Source organism: Corynebacterium amycolatum (assembly GCF_016889425.1).
GTDB classification, from domain to species: domain Bacteria; phylum Actinomycetota; class Actinomycetes; order Mycobacteriales; family Mycobacteriaceae; genus Corynebacterium; species Corynebacterium amycolatum.
In genome coordinates, this window is sequence record NZ_CP069513.1 from 592,897 (window position 1) to 610,571 (window position 17,675).

Here is a 17,675-nt window from a genome sequence, read left to right on the forward strand (position 1 = left end):
GTACACGAAAGTGTGCCCACCGGCTATCCGCGCGGGCGCACCTGGATTTCATCCACGTTGGCATCCGCTCCGGTATCAACGGCCAGACGTACTGCGGCTGCGATCGATTCAGGCCGCATGAACTTCGTGCCGTCGTAACGCCAATCCGCATCATCGCGGTGCCAATTCGACTGCAGCTGAACCTGCATATCGGTATCGACGCGTCCGGGGTGCACGGAGCTGACTCGTACCGCGCCACGCTCTTCCTCGCGCAGCGCATCGGTGAAGGCCCGCAGCGCGAACTTCGACGCCGCATACGGCGAAGTACCAGCTGAAGCGCGGAATCCCGAGCCCGAGTTGATGGTCACCAGCGTGCCCTCCGCCTTGCGCAGCGCCGGCAGCAGCTGGCGGGTCAGGTCGGCGACGGCGACGACGTTGATGTCCATGATCCGCGACCAGTCCGCACGCGAAACCTCCGCCACGTCCCCATCGACGTACACACCCGCCGAGTGCACGAGCACATCCAGCCCGCGCCCACCGAGCGCCTCCAACAGCTTTGCCACTTCCGCGTTTACGGCGTCGGCATCACCCAGATCAGCAACGAATACGCTTGCCGACGGCAACTGCGACGCCACCTTCTCAGCAGACTCAGCACTGGTAGCGCCCACAATGACGTGGTGATCACGGGAGAGATCCTTAGCGACCGCCAGGCCAATACCACGGCTTGCGCCCGTGACCAGGGCAATCTTGGTATCAGCGGCAATATCGATGCTCATATACGGCTCCTCTACGTAGTCGGTTTTACTTCTTCGGCTTCGCGCCGCCCACCTGGTCGATGGGGGTCACCTGCAGGAAGTCGATGTTGACGCGATTCGGGCGGGTGGCCGCGAACACAATGATGTCGGCAACATCATCGGCGGTCAGCGACTCAACGCCGTCGTAGACCGCTGCGGCCTTGGTCTCGTCGCCGTCGAAACGCACGAGTGAGAAGTCGGTGTGGACGCGCCCCGGATCGATTTCGGTGACGCGCACTCCATCGACAGCAACCTCTTGACGCAGGACTTCCACCAGGGCGCGCTCAGCGTGCTTGGCGGCGTTGTAGCCGGCACCGCCGGTGTAGACCTGGCGACCGGCAATCGAGCCGACGGTGAGCACAATGCCGCTGGTGGTCTTCAGTGCGGGCAGCAGTGCGCGGGTGACGCGCAGGGTGCCCAGCACGTTGACGTCGTACATCCAACGCCATTTTTCCTCGACAGCGTCTTCAACCGACTCCATGCCCCAGGCACCACCGGCGTTGTTTACCAGCACGTCGACACGCGGTTCAGCCTTAGCCAGCGCCACCACATCGTCGTCAGAGGTGACGTCAACCTTGTAGACTGTCGCTTCACCACCGGCAGCGCGGATCTCCTCCGCGACAGCCTCGAGCTTGTCCTCGCGGCGGGCTCCCAACACAACGCGAAAACCTTCAGCTGCGAACTGCTTGGCAGTGGCTGCACCAATACCGGAAGAAGCACCGGTAACTACAGCTACTTTCCTGCCATTAGTTGAAGTTTCAGAGGTCATGAGGGCTCAACTCCTTGCTACATGCGTCTACTGATATCCCCGACTGTAGTCATAGGACACCTTCCTCCGCCGAAGACTGCGTGTGCTTTACACCTGATGTTCCACGTGAAACGTATATAAAACTGTGCAAAAATTTTTCCGATTCACCGCATGCACAGCCGTTAAAACCGCGATACTGGTTGCATGTCTGACCAGCCTCACTTCCCACATCTTCTCTCCTCTCTCGACGTCGGTCCTCTAACTCTGCGCAATCGCATCATCATGGGTTCAATGCACTCCGGTCTGGAAGATCGCACCCGTGATATCCCCAAGCTGGCTGCCTATCTGGGTCGGCGTGCCGAAGGTGGCGTGGGACTCATCGTCACCGGCGGTTATGCTCCCAACATCGAGGGTTGGCTGACTCCGGCCGGTTCGATGATGGCGTCGAAGCGCATGGCGGACAATCACCGCCGCGTTACTGACCTCGTGCACTCCCACGGCAGCCACATCGTGCTGCAGGTGCTGCACGCCGGTCGTTACAGCTACAGCCCGCTGGCTCGCTCCGCCAATACCGGTCAGTCACCGATTAGCCCGTTTAAGGCTCATCGCCTCACCGGCTTTGATGTCTCACGCACCATTGGCGCTTATGTTCGCGCCGCGAAGCTCGCGAAACGCGCTGGTTACGACGGCATTGAGGTTATGGGCTCCGAGGGTTACCTGCTCAACCAATTCCTGGCCGAGCGCACTAACCACCGCTCGGACAACTGGGGCGGCAGCGCCGAGGCTCGCATGCGTCTGCCCATCGAAATTGTTCGCCGCATTCGCGCCGAAGTGGGCGAGGACTTCCTGCTTCAGTACCGCATTTCGCTGCTTGACCTGGTGGAAGACGGCCAGACCTGGTCCGAGACCACTGAACTCGCGCAGCGTCTGGTCGAGGCTGGCGTCGATGTCTTCAACACCGGCATCGGCTGGCACGAAGCACGCGTCCCCACCATCGTTACGTCCGTGCCGCGCGCCGCATTCACGGATCTGACTGGTCGTCTCCGTTCGCTTGTCGACGTCCCGATCGCAGCCTCCAACCGAATCAACCGCCCTGAGGTTGCGGAGAAGATCCTCGCTGACGGCAATGCGGACCTGATTTCCATGGCCCGCCCACTGCTGGCTGACCCGGACTTCGCCATCAAGGCGGGCGATGGTCGAGCTGACCAGATCAACACCTGTATCGCCTGTAACCAGGCCTGCCTGGACCACACCTTCGCGGCCAAGCGCTCCACCTGTTTGGTCAACCCGAAGGCGGCTTACGAAACCGAGCTGGTATCCGTGCCGGTTGCGAAGGACAAGGCCAAGCGCGTCGCCGTCATCGGCGCTGGTGTGGCTGGACTCGCTTTCGCGGAAGCCGCAGCTCAGCGCGGTCACCAGCCGGAGATTTTCGAGGCCGCCGATCAGATTGGTGGCCAGTTCAACCTCGCCGCACAGATTCCGGGCAAGGAGGACTACGGCGAGACGCTGAAGTACTTCTCACGTCGCCTGGAGGTGCTCGAAGTTCCGGTTCACCTGAACACGCGTGCCGACGTCGACGAGCTCAAGACCAAGTTTGACCACGTGATTGTGGCCACGGGTGTCACCCCACGAATCCCGGGCATTGACGGTATCGACCACGAGAAGGTCATTCGCTACGACGAGCTGCTCTCGGGTGCGAAGCAGGCCGGTAACAAGGTGGCCGTCATCGGTGCTGGTGGTATCGGTGTGGACGTGTGTGAGTACCTCACGCGCAAGCCGAACCAGACCATCGAGGCCTGGAAGGACGCCTGGGGCGTCGGTGACCCAGCGGAGTTCCGCGCGGGTCTGACCAAGCCGGGCACGGTCTCTGGCGCAGCTGAGGAGTTTGAGGTCGAGCGCGAGGTGCACCTGCTGCAGCGCAAGACCTCCCGCATCGGCAAGGGCCTGGGCAAGACCACTGGTTGGGTTCACCGTGCGGAGATTAAGAAGGCCGGTGTCAAGCAGTACACCGGCGTCACCTACAACCGTATCGATGACGAGGGTCTACACATCACCATCGATGAAAAGCCACAGGTCATCGCAGTTGACAACGTGATTGTCTGTACTGGACAGGTATCCAATCTGGACTGCCTGGGCGACAAGGATCGCGAAAGCGTCACCGGCGAGAACTCCAATGTCACCATCATCGGCGGTGCAGACGTGGCCGCTGAGCTGGACGCAAAGCGTGCCATTCGCCAGGCCGTCGAGGTAGCGCTCGCGCTGTAGGGCTGCTACCCCTCGTAGCGGTCGGTGTAGACGCGCTGCTCGAACTCGAAACGGCCCGGGTGAGCCGGGAACTCACCCGGGACACCGATGGCCAGCAACAGCGCTACCGCCACATCGGTGTCACCGGCACCGATAGCTTCCTTGACCTTCTGCTCACTAAAGCCCGTCATCGGGGAGCTAGCCCAACCAAAGGCGCTGGCAGTGACCATAGCGAAAGAAGCGGCAATCATGGCGTCGCGGATTGCGAACTCGCGGGAGAGACCCTTTTTCTCGCGGGCCTCATGGAAGGAGGTCATCGAGGCCTCCCGCTCAGCGGCGGCAACTTTGTCCCACAGGCCAGTGGCCTTGTTGGTCTCAACCAGGCGCGGAATACCGCGCTTCCAGCCGGTCGGCTCACCAATGAAAGCGAGTAGCAGCGGCGCATTGGCAACCTGCTTCTGACCACCGGCAGCTTCCACTACCTTCTGACGCACCTCAGGGTCCTCGATACGCACAATCGCGCGGGACTGAATGTTAAAGGCGCTGGGAGCTTCCAAAGATAGCTCCAGGAGGCGGCGCACGTCAGCGTCGTCAAGAGGTTCGTCCGCATAGACGCGTGTGGCACGACGGTTGCGGACGATGTTCTCAAATTCGGTGGCGAACTGGTCGCGCGGAGAATGTGAAGTCATGCATTAGAGATTAGCGGGTGGCCAACCTTCGAGTTCGAGTAGCCAGCGCTTCATTTCACGGCCACCGGCATAGGCACCGAAAGATCCCGCTCCCCCACTGGCGGGCACCACGCGGTGACAGGGAATCAGAATACCCAGCGGATTGGTGGCACAGGCCGACCCGGCAGCCCTGGCGGCACGGGGTGAGCCGGCCATCTCGGCAAGCTCGCCATAGGTCACAACCTGGCCATACGGCACATCGCGCAGTGCGGTCAGAGCACGAGCGCGGAAAGAATCCTGCGTGAATACGTCGCAGTCCAGCGGCAGCGCAAACTCACGGCGCTGCCCGGCAAAATACTCGCGGAACTGCTGCGCCGCCAGTTCCGCCACCGCCTGCGCTTCGGGGTCGGCGGCGCTGGGGTCGTCGTCAAGCACGGGACCTAAGAGATTGACTTCGACGACCCCGCGAGCGGAGGTGGCGATTCCAAGCGCACCGAAGGGCGTTTCCACCTTGGCAATCACCATGAAACCTCCTACTTAGTCCTTGTTGGTCTGGAACCAGTCCAGCAGCTCGTCCCACTCCTTCTCGTGACCGGAGCGGAAGTAACCACCGTACCCCACACCCTTGCCGCCAGCCGGCTGAGCCTGACGCTTTTCAATCTTTTCAGCAGAGCTCATCACATTGGTAATCAGGTCTGCCGAGGACTCCTCAGTCCAGTAATCATCCGGAACGCGGATGGACAGGAACGGCTGCGGAGCCTTGGAGAAGCGATTAGCGAAGTCAAACTCGGAATCGTCGAAGAAGTAGCCTTCCTTGCGAGCCCAGCGCGCCCACTGACGCATGACACCGTTCGGCGGTTCAACAGCCAGACGCCACGCCGACGCCGGAATGTGGCCAGTAATGAAACCGCTTATCGGGCCCAGAATGTTAAAGATGAAGAATGCGCGGACCTTGCCCGCCACGGACGGCACCTTGGAAATACGCATACCGCGGCAGTTGACCAGTGCTGCTGCGTCATAGGTGCCCTCGGAGCCGGCGTAGGCGATGCCGTGACCACCAACCGCGTGGCCGACAGCGAAGTGCGGCACGTCCGGGTAGGTCTCCTTGGCCCACTCGATCACACCCGGAATATCCTTGGTAATCCAGTCCGACATCCGGATGTCTTCATTGTTCTGGTCAGTCTTCAGAGCGGACTGGCCAATTCCGCGGTAGTCATAGGTGATAACGCCGTAGCCCTTTTCTGCCACGGTCTCAGCGAAACGGTGGTAGAAACCCTGCGGCACACCGGTACCGGAGTGAACGGTGATGATGCCGTTGGGAATGTTCTCTGGGTTCTCCTTCGGGCGGAACATGGTTCCGCGCAGCAGGACGCGGTCATTAGCCGGGATAATGATGTCCTGCCGAGGGCACGGCTCCGGCAACTTCGGGCTCTTCGCGGAAAAACGGCTAATTCCAGTGGAAGTGGTTGAGGCTTCGGAGGTCATTTATGCAGTTCCTTCGAGTGGACTTAACAAGTGCATGATTTTGTATACACAATCTTAAAGTGTAAGGCTCATCACTTTCAGCGCTTTCGTGGAATTTGCCTCACGCGCGTTACAACTGCACATCCCCATAGGCGCGTTCGTCCTCGATCGGCTCCAGATGCGAGGAAATATGCACACCCGGGAAGCGCTCCCGCAGCTCATCCTCCATCGCAGTGAGCACATCGTGGCCGCGCTCGACGCTCCACGCGCCCGGCACCAGCACATGGAACTCAATGAACTGCTGATGCCCCGACACACGAGTGCGAATCTCGTGAACGTCAATGCCCCGACTCCGATTGCGGTGCGAGGCCAAAATCTCGTCCACCGCCACGCGGTCCTCGCCCTCCATGGCCTTGTCCATCAGGCCGTTACCGGAATCGCGCAGCAGCTTGAAACCGGTGACCAGGATGTTTACGGCCACCGCCAGCGCGATAATCGGGTCGAGCCACCACAGGCCAGTAATCCACACCAGAGCCACACCCGCCAGAACACCGGCGGAGGTCCACACATCGGTCATAAGATGCTTGCCGTCGGCGGTCAGCGCCAGGGAGTTATGCTGACGCCCGGCCCTAAGCAGAATCAGCGCCACCGCACCATTAACCACCGAGGCAATCACGGTCACGATGAGGCCCAGGCCGATCTGCTCAATCGGCTGCGGGTGCACCAAACGCTCGATAGAGACATAAATAATCGCCGCCGCCGCCACGAAGATCATGGCACCTTCCAGCCCGGCCGAGAAGTACTCTGCCTTGGAATGGCCGAACTCATGGTCGCGGTCCGCGGGCCGCGCGATAACCTTGAGCACAATAATTGCGACAACTGCCGCAACCAGATTGACAATCGACTCCGTCGCGTCGGAAAGCAGGCCCACCGATCCGGTTAGAGTGTAGCCCCAAAACTTCAGCGCGATGGTGACGACCGCCGCCCCCACTGAAAGCCAACCAAAACGAGATAAGTCCTGCATATGCGGGCACTTTACCCGCCTGTCCGGAGTTACTACCAGTTCTATGAGCACCGATTTCCAGTTCAATTTGCAGAACATTTCTGCAGGCCTGCCGTTCGCGTCGCAGCTCGCCTCGCTTGCCGATGCCGTGCGCGACCACGACGTAGTAGTCCAGGCCCCACCGGGTACCGGCAAGACCACTTTGGTTCCACCGGCGGTGGCCAACACCCTAGGCGGACGCATTGTAGTCACGGCTCCCCGGCGCGTGGCGGTGCGCTCGGCGGCGCGGCGGTTGGCCCAACTGTCGGGCACGAAGCTCGGTGGGGAAGTTGGTTACTCGGTGCGTGGCGACGCCAAAGTCTCCCGCGCCACCCGCGTGGAGTTTGTCACTCCCGGTGTGCTGCTGCGTCGACTGCTGCGCGACGGCGACGTGGATGCCAGCGCGGTGCTCATCGACGAGGTGCACGAGCGCGGCTTGGACACCGACCTGGTGTTGGCGATGGTGCGCGACTTGCGGGATATCCGCGATGACCTGCGCCTTGTCGCTATGTCTGCGACGGTGGACGCACCGAAGTTCGCGGCCTTGCTCGGTGGCTCCACCCCGGCTCCCATTGTGGCGGCGGAGGCGGCAATCCACCCGCTGGATATTCGCTACTCGCCCTTCCCACAGCGGCTGGATGCGCGCGGTGTGACCGACGATTTCCTGCAGCACGTGGCAGCGCAGACCAGGACAATGGTGGAGGAAGCCGCCGGTGATGTGCTGGTTTTCCTCCCCGGGATCCGCGAGGTGGAACGCTGCGCAGGCTATATCGCCGACGCCTCAGATGCGACAGTGCTAACGCTGCATGGCCAGCAGAGCTCCGAAGAGCAGGACCGCGTGTTCCGTCGACAAGCGGACGGTAGGCGCGTGATTGTGTCCACCGCGATTGCGGAATCATCCGTGACCGTGCCGGGCGTGCGCGCCGTTGTCGACGCCTGCCTCACGCGCGGGCCGCGACTCGACATCGCGCGTGGCTTCTCCGGCCTGGTCACCAGCTCGTGTGCGCAGTCCTCCGCGAACCAGCGCGCGGGCCGTGCGGGACGTGAGGGCCCGGGCATCGTGGTGCGCTGCGTCTCTCAGTCGGAGTTCGCGTCCTTTCCCGCCTGGCCCGCGCCGGAAATCGAGGTCGCCGACCTGACCCAAGCGCTCCTCGACGCCGCCGCGTGGGGCACGCCAGGGATGCAGGGACTCAAGCTTCTCGACGCCCCACCACCCCACCACACGGAGGCTGCAAACCGCATTCTCGCTGGCCTGGGTGCTGTTGATGAGACCGGTGACATCACGGAGCTCGGACGCACCCTGGCTACCCTGCCGGTGCATCCACGCATGGGACGCGCGCTGCTGACCGCCACGGCCATGATGCCGGAGCACGCCGGCGCGGTCGCACGCGCGGTGGAGAAACTCACCGATGCCCGCGGCTTGGCCAAGCAGGTGCGCCGCATTGAGCTGGATACTGAAGCCCCCGCCAACCTGCTGTCCTCGGACATCCCCGCGCTGGTCACGGCCCTGGCCTGGCCGGATTTCATCGGGCGACGGCGCAGTGTGAACTCCGACGAGTACCTCTTCACCGGCGGCACCGCAGCGGAACTCGCCCGCGGTTCTGACTTGCACGGCCACGAGTGGATCGCGGCCGCCGACATCTCGCGGCTCTCCCACGGTCGTGCGCTAATCCGCGACGGCGAGGCAATCGACATGGAAATCGCCATGCTCGCCGCCGGCCACCTCGTCCGCACGGAGACCACGGCGCGCGTCGAACAGGGCCGCGTTCGCGCCCGTGAGCGCGACCTGCTCGGCGCCATCGAGCTGTCCTCCCGCCAGGTCTCCCCGACGCCCGAGCAGTGCATTGCCGCCAACTCCGCCTGGCTTGCCGGCACGCTTGCCGACGCCAGCCCCAACCTCGACCGCGACACCGAACAGCTCCGCCGCCGCATGGCCTTTCTCCACACTCATCGCGGTGCCCCATGGCCGGATGTCTCCCCCGCAGGGCTTGCGGCCCAGGCCGAGCTCCTCTTCGCTGGCGAGCTGGACCGCCCGACCCCTCCGACTTTGGATGCCGAGCATCTCCGCCGCCTGCTGCCCTGGCCGGAGGCCACGGACTTCGACCGGCTGGTACCCGAACGCCTGGAGGTCCCATCCGGTTCGAAGATTCGCCTGGAGTACCCGGAGGACCCCACCGACGAAGAGGCGCAGATTGTCCTGGCTGTGAAGTTGCAGGAGTGCTTTGGCCTGGCGGAGACCCCGCAGGTATTGGAAAAGCCGGTGACAATGCATTTGCTGTCACCGGCTCAGCGACCACTCGCGGTCACTGGAGACTTGGAAAGTTTCTGGAATGGCGCCTACGCACAGGTTCGCTCCGAGATGCGGGGCCGTTACCCCAAGCATCCGTGGCCGGAGAACCCGTGGGAGGAGCAGGCTACTGCGAGAACGAAGCGCCGTCGTTAAGCAGGCTCGTCGTTAAGCAGCTGCCTGCGCCCGCACGCGACTGGGTTTGTACCAGAGGTAGATTGCGTAGCCCAGGCAGGTGAAGAAGAGCACGCCGCCCATGATTCCCTGCATGTTGCCGTAGAACCACTGCCCCACGCCCGCAGCATGGCCGAAGTCGTTGCCCACGAAGACCTTGTACGGCGCCCACCAATGGGCGATCATGAACAAGGTGCCGACAACGATGTTCCCGATCTCGCGGACGAAGAGCACCAGCGGCACAAAGACCATGACAATCGACCAGTGGTGGCTGACCGCGTACGGTCCAGCAAAGCTGACCGCCAGCGCGACGAAACCGAGGGCTGCGACCTCATAGCCATCGCGATGGTAGACCCACGCCACGAAAGCGGCAGCGATGGCGCCAAAGAGGAAGAAACCGTAGATGCCAATATCGAGCGCAGTGCCCTCCACCCCGGCGCGGGCGAGCAGACCACTGAACGCCTGGTTGGCCTCGTAAGCCGGGGCGCCACCGCGGTTGCCGGCGAAGAACTCATCGGTCCAGAAGTAAATCGACTCTTTAAAGCGCACGGCGAAACCAATGGCGACGGTCACCAGGAACCAGCAGAAGCTCTTGGCCACGGCCGCAAAGTCACGGCGCATGAGGAACACCAGCGCATATGCCGCAGGGGTGATCTTGATACCCGCCGCGATACCCACGCCCAATCCACGTAGCTTCTTGGGCAAAAAGCCCAACACATCGGAGACCACCAGCAGCGCGAGGAAGACGTTGATCTGCCCGAAGAGCACGTTAGCGCGCAGCGGGTCGAGCAGCATCACCACCCCGAGCAGGCAGGTAGCCATCAGCTTCGGACACTCAGAGCCGAGACGAGTGAAGACCATCCACAGCATCGCCCACACCGCCGCCAGCGTGGCGAACGTCCAGATGATTTGCAGGGTAACCGGCCCCGCCCAGGTCAGCGGGTAAAACAGCAGCGCTGCAAACGGTGGGTAGATGAAGCGGAAACCCGATCTGGTGGGAAACTCTGGGGAGTAGAGATCCTGGTCTCGTCGTAGCGCCCAGCCGGCGTCTTGGAAGACCTCGAGGTCCATCATGTAGGCAGTTGCCGCAAGATAGATGAAGTCGATGACAACGACCAGCGACACCAGCCCAAATACAATTGCCAAGATCCGTCTCTGCATGACGGAAAGCGTCGAGAGTCTGTCCATGAGCATGATTCGACACTACCGCACAGTTCTTCCTACTCAGGCCTTAGAGTGGGAGGTATGTTCGTGGAAAACTATCGCAAGGTTCGCTCCGAGATCGACGACGCTTGCCGACGAGCCGGGCGTCAGCCCTCCGAGGTCCGTCTGCTGCCCGTCAGCAAGACTGTGCCTGTCGACGCCCTGGTGGAATCCTGGCCGGAGCTCGCGGCAGCCGGCTGCGCTGGCCTGGCGGAAAACCGCGTCCAGGAAGCGGTGGCCAAGGCGGAGGTATTCCGGGAGGCCTTCGGCGAGAAAGCACCACATATGGCCATCATTGGTCCACTGCAGACGAATAAGGCAGGCCATTTAGTCAGCTGTGCTGATGAGTTTCAGGCGCTGGACCGACCGAAGGTGGCCGGAGCGCTGCAGCGCCACTTGGCTGATTCCGAGCGCACACTTGATGTGCTGATTCAGGTCAATGTCTCCCGCGAGCCGCAGAAGTCGGGCCTGGCGCCGAGCCACGCAGCGGAGTTTGTCCGCATGTTCGGCCCCGATGGCGAGTACCCGAACCTGCGCCTGCGCGGGTTTATGACCATCGCGGCCCAGAATGACCCGAATGTCCGCGAGACCTTCGCGGAGCTGCGCGATCTGCGCGACAGTCTGCTCGGGGATTTGCCGGAGGGCGTCAGCCTCGACGAACTGTCGATGGGTATGTCCGGCGACTACCGCGAAGCCATCGCCGAGGGAGCGACCACCGTGCGTGTGGGACGCGCTATCTTCGGTGAACGCTCGTATAAAAAATAAAGGTAATCAAATGAAGGTAATCTCAGTGCCATGAGTTCTGATGTCTCCCCGTGCTCCCGTCGTCGTTTCCTCCTGGGAACTGCCGCCACTGCAGCTGGCGCACTCGTAGCCGCTTGTGCACCAAAGTCTGCGGTGGAGAAAGTTGACGCTGCCGACATTCCGGTTGGCGGCGGTGTGGTTATCGGCAATTACGTCGTCACGCAGCCGGAGGAGGGCAAGTTCGCCGCTTTCTCCAGTTCGTGCCCGCACCAGAATGGTCGCATCACTGAGGTCAGCAATGGTGTGATGATTTGCCCGAACCACAACTCCCACTTTGATATTGCTACTGGTCAGGTTGTTTCTGGCCCCTCACGTAAGCCCGCTGGCCAGGCTCCGCTGTCGGCCGATGGCACTGAGCTGATTGTGGGTCAGAAGTAGATTCCGGAAGCAGATTCATGGTCGGCGGGTTCAAGGCCTAAGAGATCTAGTCCCGCCGGTGCCAGCTGGAATCGCAGCGGGCGGCGGCTCGTGGGCATTGCCAATCCTGCCGCCTCTAACTCGGCGAGATACTTTCGCGCTGTCCGCTTTTCCTTGCCGACGGTGTCAGCGACGTGTTCGAGCTTGATTCCATATTCGGGTCCGAACAACCGAACCTGTGCCAGGACGTATAGCGTGCCAATCTCGTTTCCTGTAAGCGACACAGGCAGCACCTGCTCGGGCGAGTTAGATAGCTCAGCTATCCGCTGTTCAAGCCTTTCGCACTGGTAAGACTTCATCTGCAGCTCTTCCAGCAAATACTGCTGTGCATTCAGAATGACATCAGCCATCGCCTCGACGAAGAAAGTGACTTCTCCCCGGTTCATTGGGTCTTCCGTAGTGGTAAAAGCCTTGTAATACTTCGCTTTATCCTCAGCGAGTTGGCGGGAAATAGTCAGCGCAGTTGAGGTCGAGAGTGCCTCCCGCAAAGCCACAGACAGTAGAAAACGTCCCATCCGGCCGTTGCCGTCATAAAACGGGTGAACGAATTCGAACATGAAATGGCTTGCCAAGATTCGAATCAGCCGATTGTCCTCTGCGGAATTCACCGTTGCCAGGAACTCATTGAGGAGTTGGTGAATGGCAGCTTCGCTTTCAACACCTCGATGAACCTGTTGTTGCCCATCGGTAATCGTGACCGTTGCTGCCCTGAAGAGCTCACCGTCTAACTCATCTTCGGCGGCAATCTCATCGCCGAGAAGCTGATCGTACTGCTGACGGATTTCTGTGAGCGTTGTCGGAAACTCAATCCGCTCATCGTTGGCCAACCGGAAATAGAGCTGACTGAATTCATGGAAGCGCTTGTACTGGGTTCCCGAAGTGTTGTCCAACGCCTCCGCGACTTCTCGCCGTGTGAAGTGAATTCCCTCAATTTCATTGGTGGCTACCACCTCGGCCAGGAGCAGATTGAAAAGATAGTGAGTCCGCGCTGCACCCGGCAGGCGATTCCACAACTGTGAGATCTGTAGCTCTAGAGACAGAATCTTTTCAATCTTGGCCGCGAGATCGCTTGTAATGCAGCAAAAGAGCGGCCACTGCCCCAGCGGAAAGTGCCACTGAATCGTCGACGGGGAGTCTTTGCGTGACTGGTATTCGCCTTCCACTGTCTGTTCCGCATCATGTGCGGACATGTGGAAGATCCTCTTAAGCGGATAGTGCTTCACGGCGAGCTCCCTTCTTTCCCCGGTGTTCTTTACATGATGCCTTTTACATATAGTGCCCTAAAAACTAACTCTTAATGTAAAAAATCACTGTTTTTTTACATTAAGGGTTCTTTACGCGGTGCCTAAATGCGCTATGTTGCCGATATTGCCCCTACCGCCGCGGCTTCAGCCCCGCCACAGCACACGCGCCCGCGACGAAGGACAGCGCCACCAGCCACGGAATCAGCCCTGCCCACTCAAAGCGGCTGAACACCATCCCGGATACCCAACCGACAATGGACGAACCCGCATAGTAGCTGAACAGGTACATCGATGATGCCTCGGCGCGGTCGCGCTGCGCCACCAGCCCCACGCCGGACGAGGACAGCGAGTGCGCCACGAAGAACGAGGCCGTGAAAATCAGCACGCCCACAATCAGTGCGGGCAGCCACGGCAGCAGCGCCAGCCCCAGGCCCACGCACGCGGCCAGAGTCGCAATGGCGATGAGGCGACGGCGGCTCACCGTCTTCGCCCACACGCCCGCGCGTGCCGACGACCACGTGCCCGACAGGTAGAGAATAAATACGAACCCTGCCAGTGCCGGAGAGAGCCCGAACTTATCGCCCAGTCGGAAGCCCAGGTAGTTGTACAGAGAGACAAACGACCCCATAAACAGGAACGCCAGGGCGCACAGCGCGAGAATGCGCGGGTCGCGCAAGTGCCGCGCTATGGCCTGCCCCTCCCCTGCAAACGACAGCTGCTTCGGCTGGAACCTGCGCTGTTGCGGCAGGAAGTACCAGGTCAGAATGGCGAAAACAAACGCGACCGTCGCCGAGACCGCAATCGCCACCCGCCAAGAGGCGAACTCCAGCACAATGGACGGAATAATACGGCCGAGCAGACCACCGACCGTCGTGCCCGAGATATACAGCCCCATCACGCGACTGACGTGGTCGGCGTGGACTTCCTCACTGACATAGGCCATAGCCACTGCGGGAACACCGGCAATGACAATGCCCTGCAGCAGGCGCAGCGCAATCATCGAACCGATGCCCGGCGCGATTGACACCACGAGCCCCAGCAGCGTTGCCACAAATGCGCTGATGACGATCACGCGCCTGCGTCCAAAGCGTTCGGACAATATGGACACCGGGATAATCGCACAGGCCAGACCACCGGTGGTGGCGGATACCGTCAGTGCGGCGGTGGCTGGGTCGACCGATAGCTCGTCGGAAAGCGTGGGCAGTAGCGCCTGCGTTGCGTAGAGCGCTTGGAACGATGCCAGGCCGGCGAAAAGCACAGCGATAAGCGCGCGGCGGAATCCGGGATCTTCTGGCCGTAGTCCTTCGATCTGTTCGGGGTTTTCGTTAGCGCTAGTCACTTGTCCTACGTTAGCCCTCTCTCCAAACCCCTCGCTGAATACACCAAACCAAAAAACCTTTTTAATTCGCCCGCGGTATCGCTTTCGTTTTATTAGTTTCGTAGGCATGACTACTTCTTCCGCACAGCCACAGGGTCGCAATCACGACCGCGAGTACGACATTGTCGTCTACGGTGCCACGGGTTTCGTGGGCCGCTTGATTGTGGACTATCTGGCTAAACACGCCGGTCAGACAAAGGTGGCGCTCGCAGGCAGGAACGCCCAGAAGCTTGCCGACGTCGCGGAGAACGCAGGCGTATCGGACTGGCCGGTCATTGTTGCGGATGCCGCCGACCAGCAGGCGGTGGCACAGCTTGCTGCCAGCACAAAGGTGGTGTTGACCCTTGTTGGACCGTACGCAAAGTACGGCCGCACCCTGGTGGCCGAGTGTGCCAAGGCCGGTACTCACTACGTCGACCTGTGTGGCGAGGTGCTGTTCGTCCACGACTCCATTGCAAACAACCACGAGGTAGCGCAGCAGACCGGAGCTAAAATTGTTCACTCCTGCGGCTTCGACTCGATTCCCTCCGACGTCGCTGTCCGCGAGCTCCACGAAGCAGCTCACACCAAGCTCGGTGAGACAACCCTGCTGTTCAAGCACGTCAAGGGTGGCGTCTCCGGCGGCACTATCGATTCGGTCCGCGTTCAGCTTGAACAGGCCAAGAAGGATCCCAAGCTGCGTCGCATCATCGCCGATCAGTACGCGCTGGCTGAGCCGGGACCCGACCAGGGTAAGTTCGGCGTCGACCTGCGCCCGGCGCGCTTCCGCAGCCACTGGCGAGCCCCCTTCTTCATGTCGCCTTTCAACACCCGCATTGTTCAGCGCTCAGCGATGCTGGCGGATTACGGTGATTCCTTCCGCTACCGCGAACTACTCAATGTCGGCCGCGGTCCGAGGGCTTTCGTGCGCGCGAATGCTTTCGCAGCTGTCTGCAGGTTGGCGCTGGCGGCGATGGCATTTGGGCCGACGGCCAAGCTCATTGATAAAAAACTACCGAAGCCGGGCGAGGGCCCGAGCGCTGAAGCACAGGCCGAGGGCCGCTTCACCATCGAGGCCTACACCGTCGATACCTCCGGCATTCACTGGCGTTCCAAGGTGTCCCTTGAGGAAGACCCAGGGTACACAGGCACCGCGATTATGATTTCCAGCGCCGCCCTCGCGCTCGTCCACGACGATCTGCCGGACACCACTGGCGTGCTCACTCCTACTGTCGCGCTTGGCGACGCCCTGTCCCGCCGTCTCCGCGCTGGCGGCATGACCATTGAGACGGTGCAGGCTCGATGATTGGTGGCCTGACCGGTGCTTTTGCGAATCTCACCCGCGGACCGAAGCTGCCGAGTGTAGGTGGTGGCCGTGCGTTAGTGACCGGCGCTTCCTCCGGCATCGGCTGGGCATGCGCGGAGGCACTGGTCAAGGCCGGTTTCGAGGTCGTTGGCACGTCCCGCAGAGGCGCCGATGCGCCGCACCCCGAGGGCGTGCAGATGGTGGCGCTCGACATGTCCAGCGCTGACGATATCGCCGCTGTGGTCGCTCACGGGCCTTACGACGTCGTCGTCGCCAACGCCGGTGAGAGCCAGTCGGGCGCTTTCGAGGAGCTACCCCGCGAGGCGCTTGAGCGTCTCTTCCAGGTCAGTGTTCTGGGGCAGGTGGAGCTGTTACAACAGCTGCTGCCCGGCATGCGTGAGGCCGGTCGTGGCCGAATTGTGCTGGTGGGCTCGATGCTCGGCGGGTTACCGCTGTCCTACCGTTCTTCCTACGTGGCGACCAAGGCCGCTATCCGCGGCTTTGGACTCTCGCTGCGCGGTGAAGTCGCGCAGTTCGGTATCGGCGTGACCGTTGTCGAGCCGGGTTCCATAAACACCGGTATTTCTGCACGTCGGACGACATATAGCGATGAGGGTTCCGTTTACGCTGCTGATGTCCACCGCATGCTGACGAAGTTGAATGCCAACGAGGAAGGGGGCATTCCCGCTTCCGAGATTGCGGAGGTAGTGATGCGCGAGGTGGCCGCCGAACGACCCTTGGCCCTGGTGGCGCGGGGGTCGTCGGCAAGCGTGGCGGTGCCCTTCATGCGGCGGATCCCGACGCAAGCGATGTTGACCATCATGCGCCGGGTGCACGGGCTGCGGTGAGTTAATCGGCGTGCTATTCAGCGATAGCGCGCATCTCGACGGCCTGCGCACACGCCTCCGCAGCTTCGTGGGCTAGGTTGATAGCCTCTTGCTCATCTGCGACTTGGACAATCCAAAAAGCCGACGGGAACGTCATCGCGTTGTAATACGGCAAATCGCTATGTGAACCATCCGGCAGCACCGTCATGGCATCCTCTGGCGGAACCAGCCCGCCGGACATAACCCAGTGGCCTTCGTCCTGCAGCTTCTGATTGAAGCGTCCGATTCGTTCAAAGGCAGCGTGCATTTCCTCATCAGAGTCATACGCGTTGATATCTCTGCGGCCATGGACCGTGAAAAAGTACTGCACACCAAGCTCCTGAGTTTCGTTTTGCTAAGTGTAACAGATTGGATGGGGTTGGCATTGGGGAATTTTTGGGGAATTTTGGCTTTGGTCGCTGGTTACCCTTTGACCGGGGTGGTACTACAGGTGGTACTATCAAAGATGTGGGGGACAAAATAGAAAAAATTCTTACATCTATGCGCGCTTCAAACGCCAACGTTTCTTACCAAGATCTGAAGAAGGTCTGCGACTTTTACTTCGAACGACGCCCTTCGCGCGGGGGCGATCATGAAACATACAAAACACCGTGGCGCGGCGACCCTCGAGTCAACATTCAAAACCGAAATGGGAAAGCTAAGCCCTACCAGGTCAATCAAGTACTAGCCGCCATCGACAAACTTCTACTCGAAGGAAAATAACAATGTCTTATCCTGCTGAAAAGTACACCTACCAGGTCTTCTGGTCAGAACCTGATCAAGAATATGTGGCGACGGTACTGGAGTTTCCTTCACTGTCGTGGGTAGCTGAAAACTCGTCGGAAGCGGAACAAAAACTTCGAGACCTCGTTACTGAGGTTCTTATGGATATGGAAGCCTCCGATGAAGCAGTCCCAGAGCCCTTCGGTCACCGTTCCTACTCGGGGCGATTCAACGTCCGAATCCCCAGTTCACTGCACCGGAAACTGGCAATGGCAGCTGCCCGCGAAGGAGTCTCGCTCAATACTTACGTAGCGCAGACACTCGCAGGCGCTGCATAGGTTTTGATCGGGCGTTT

At 60.9% G+C, this 17,675-nt stretch carries 18 protein-coding genes; 8 read left to right on the forward strand and 10 right to left on the reverse strand.

All coding sequences use genetic code 11. The features are described from left to right. Nucleotides 1–23 precede the first annotated feature (23 nt). Entirely contained in the window at nucleotides 24–755 is a 732-nt protein-coding gene (locus I6J19_RS02645; protein ID WP_038627199.1) for an SDR family oxidoreductase, read from the reverse strand. A gap of 25 nt (nucleotides 756–780) precedes the next feature. After that, nucleotides 781–1,542, reverse strand: coding sequence for an SDR family oxidoreductase (locus tag I6J19_RS02650; RefSeq protein WP_187402527.1), 762 nt, complete (start codon nucleotides 1,540–1,542; stop codon nucleotides 781–783). A 183-nt stretch (nucleotides 1,543–1,725) separates the two neighbouring features. Between I6J19_RS02650 and I6J19_RS02655 the strand changes: the two genes are divergently transcribed. Then, complete coding sequence (locus I6J19_RS02655; protein ID WP_038627194.1) at nucleotides 1,726–3,786, forward strand: oxidoreductase; 2,061 nt, start codon at nucleotides 1,726–1,728, stop codon at nucleotides 3,784–3,786. Between the two features lie 5 nt (nucleotides 3,787–3,791). Here the strand turns inward: I6J19_RS02655 and I6J19_RS02660 are convergent, their stop codons facing one another. The 4 genes from I6J19_RS02660 to I6J19_RS02675 form a co-directional block, all read right to left on the reverse strand. Continuing rightward, on the reverse strand, nucleotides 3,792–4,454 hold the full coding sequence (locus tag I6J19_RS02660; protein WP_038627191.1) for a nitroreductase family protein: 663 nt from the start codon (nucleotides 4,452–4,454) through the stop codon (nucleotides 3,792–3,794). 3 nt (nucleotides 4,455–4,457) lie between these two features. Next, nucleotides 4,458–4,958, reverse strand: a complete 501-nt coding sequence (locus tag I6J19_RS02665; protein WP_038627189.1) for a methylated-DNA--[protein]-cysteine S-methyltransferase — start codon at nucleotides 4,956–4,958, stop codon at nucleotides 4,458–4,460. A 12-nt stretch (nucleotides 4,959–4,970) separates the two neighbouring features. After that, a complete protein-coding gene (locus tag I6J19_RS02670) occupies nucleotides 4,971–5,918 on the reverse strand; it encodes an alpha/beta hydrolase family protein (protein WP_038627187.1) in 948 nt (315 codons plus the stop codon). Nucleotides 5,919–6,027: 109 nt separating this feature from the next. After that, nucleotides 6,028–6,921: a cation diffusion facilitator family transporter gene (locus I6J19_RS02675; protein WP_016421781.1), complete on the reverse strand. Its 894-nt coding sequence runs from the start codon at nucleotides 6,919–6,921 to the stop codon at nucleotides 6,028–6,030. Nucleotides 6,922–6,964: 43 nt separating this feature from the next. Between I6J19_RS02675 and I6J19_RS02680 the strand changes: the two genes are divergently transcribed. Beyond that, a complete protein-coding gene (locus tag I6J19_RS02680; RefSeq protein WP_038627185.1) occupies nucleotides 6,965–9,382 on the forward strand; it encodes an ATP-dependent RNA helicase in 2,418 nt (805 codons plus the stop codon). 12 nt (nucleotides 9,383–9,394) lie between these two features. Here the strand turns inward: I6J19_RS02680 and I6J19_RS02685 are convergent, their stop codons facing one another. Further along, a complete protein-coding gene (locus I6J19_RS02685) occupies nucleotides 9,395–10,588 on the reverse strand; it encodes a glycosyltransferase 87 family protein (RefSeq protein WP_236658461.1) in 1,194 nt (397 codons plus the stop codon). A 57-nt stretch (nucleotides 10,589–10,645) separates the two neighbouring features. On the opposite strand from I6J19_RS02685, the gene I6J19_RS02690 reads away from it, so the two are divergent. Then, entirely contained in the window at nucleotides 10,646–11,368 is a 723-nt protein-coding gene (locus I6J19_RS02690) for a YggS family pyridoxal phosphate-dependent enzyme (RefSeq protein WP_038627181.1), read from the forward strand. Between the two features lie 30 nt (nucleotides 11,369–11,398). Further along, on the forward strand, nucleotides 11,399–11,785 hold the full coding sequence (locus tag I6J19_RS02695) for a Rieske (2Fe-2S) protein (RefSeq protein ID WP_016421777.1): 387 nt from the start codon (nucleotides 11,399–11,401) through the stop codon (nucleotides 11,783–11,785). Here the strand turns inward: I6J19_RS02695 and I6J19_RS02700 are convergent. Then, nucleotides 11,776–13,014 carry a Fic family protein gene (locus tag I6J19_RS02700; protein WP_222867094.1) on the reverse strand — a complete coding sequence of 413 codons (1,239 nt, stop codon included), beginning with the start codon at nucleotides 13,012–13,014 and terminating at the stop codon, nucleotides 11,776–11,778. The genes I6J19_RS02695 and I6J19_RS02700 overlap by 10 nt on opposite strands. 184 nt (nucleotides 13,015–13,198) lie before the next feature. Next, nucleotides 13,199–14,407, reverse strand: coding sequence for an MFS transporter (locus I6J19_RS02705; protein ID WP_038627176.1), 1,209 nt, complete (start codon nucleotides 14,405–14,407; stop codon nucleotides 13,199–13,201). 106 nt (nucleotides 14,408–14,513) lie between these two features. Here I6J19_RS02705 and I6J19_RS02710 point away from each other — a divergent pair, with 106 nt between their 5' ends. Continuing rightward, complete coding sequence (locus tag I6J19_RS02710; RefSeq protein ID WP_038627174.1) at nucleotides 14,514–15,731, forward strand: saccharopine dehydrogenase family protein; 1,218 nt, start codon at nucleotides 14,514–14,516, stop codon at nucleotides 15,729–15,731. After that, nucleotides 15,728–16,579, forward strand: coding sequence for an SDR family NAD(P)-dependent oxidoreductase (locus tag I6J19_RS02715; RefSeq protein WP_187402526.1), 852 nt, complete (start codon nucleotides 15,728–15,730; stop codon nucleotides 16,577–16,579). Before I6J19_RS02710 ends, I6J19_RS02715 begins: the two co-directional genes overlap by 4 nt. A 13-nt stretch (nucleotides 16,580–16,592) precedes the next feature. Here I6J19_RS02715 and I6J19_RS02720 read toward each other — a convergent pair whose 3' ends face one another. After that, on the reverse strand, nucleotides 16,593–16,928 hold the full coding sequence (locus tag I6J19_RS02720) for a YciI family protein (protein ID WP_038627170.1): 336 nt from the start codon (nucleotides 16,926–16,928) through the stop codon (nucleotides 16,593–16,595). A 38-nt stretch (nucleotides 16,929–16,966) separates the two neighbouring features. Between I6J19_RS02720 and I6J19_RS10970 the strand changes: the two genes are divergently transcribed. Then, on the forward strand, nucleotides 16,967–17,320 hold the full coding sequence (locus I6J19_RS10970) for a hypothetical protein (protein ID WP_316247734.1): 354 nt from the start codon (nucleotides 16,967–16,969) through the stop codon (nucleotides 17,318–17,320). Nucleotides 17,321–17,322: 2 nt separating this feature from the next. Further along, nucleotides 17,323–17,658 (forward strand): type II toxin-antitoxin system HicB family antitoxin, encoded by a 336-nt coding sequence (locus tag I6J19_RS02730; RefSeq protein ID WP_038627166.1) that lies wholly within the window; start codon nucleotides 17,323–17,325, stop codon nucleotides 17,656–17,658. Nucleotides 17,659–17,675: the final 17 nt, after the last annotated feature.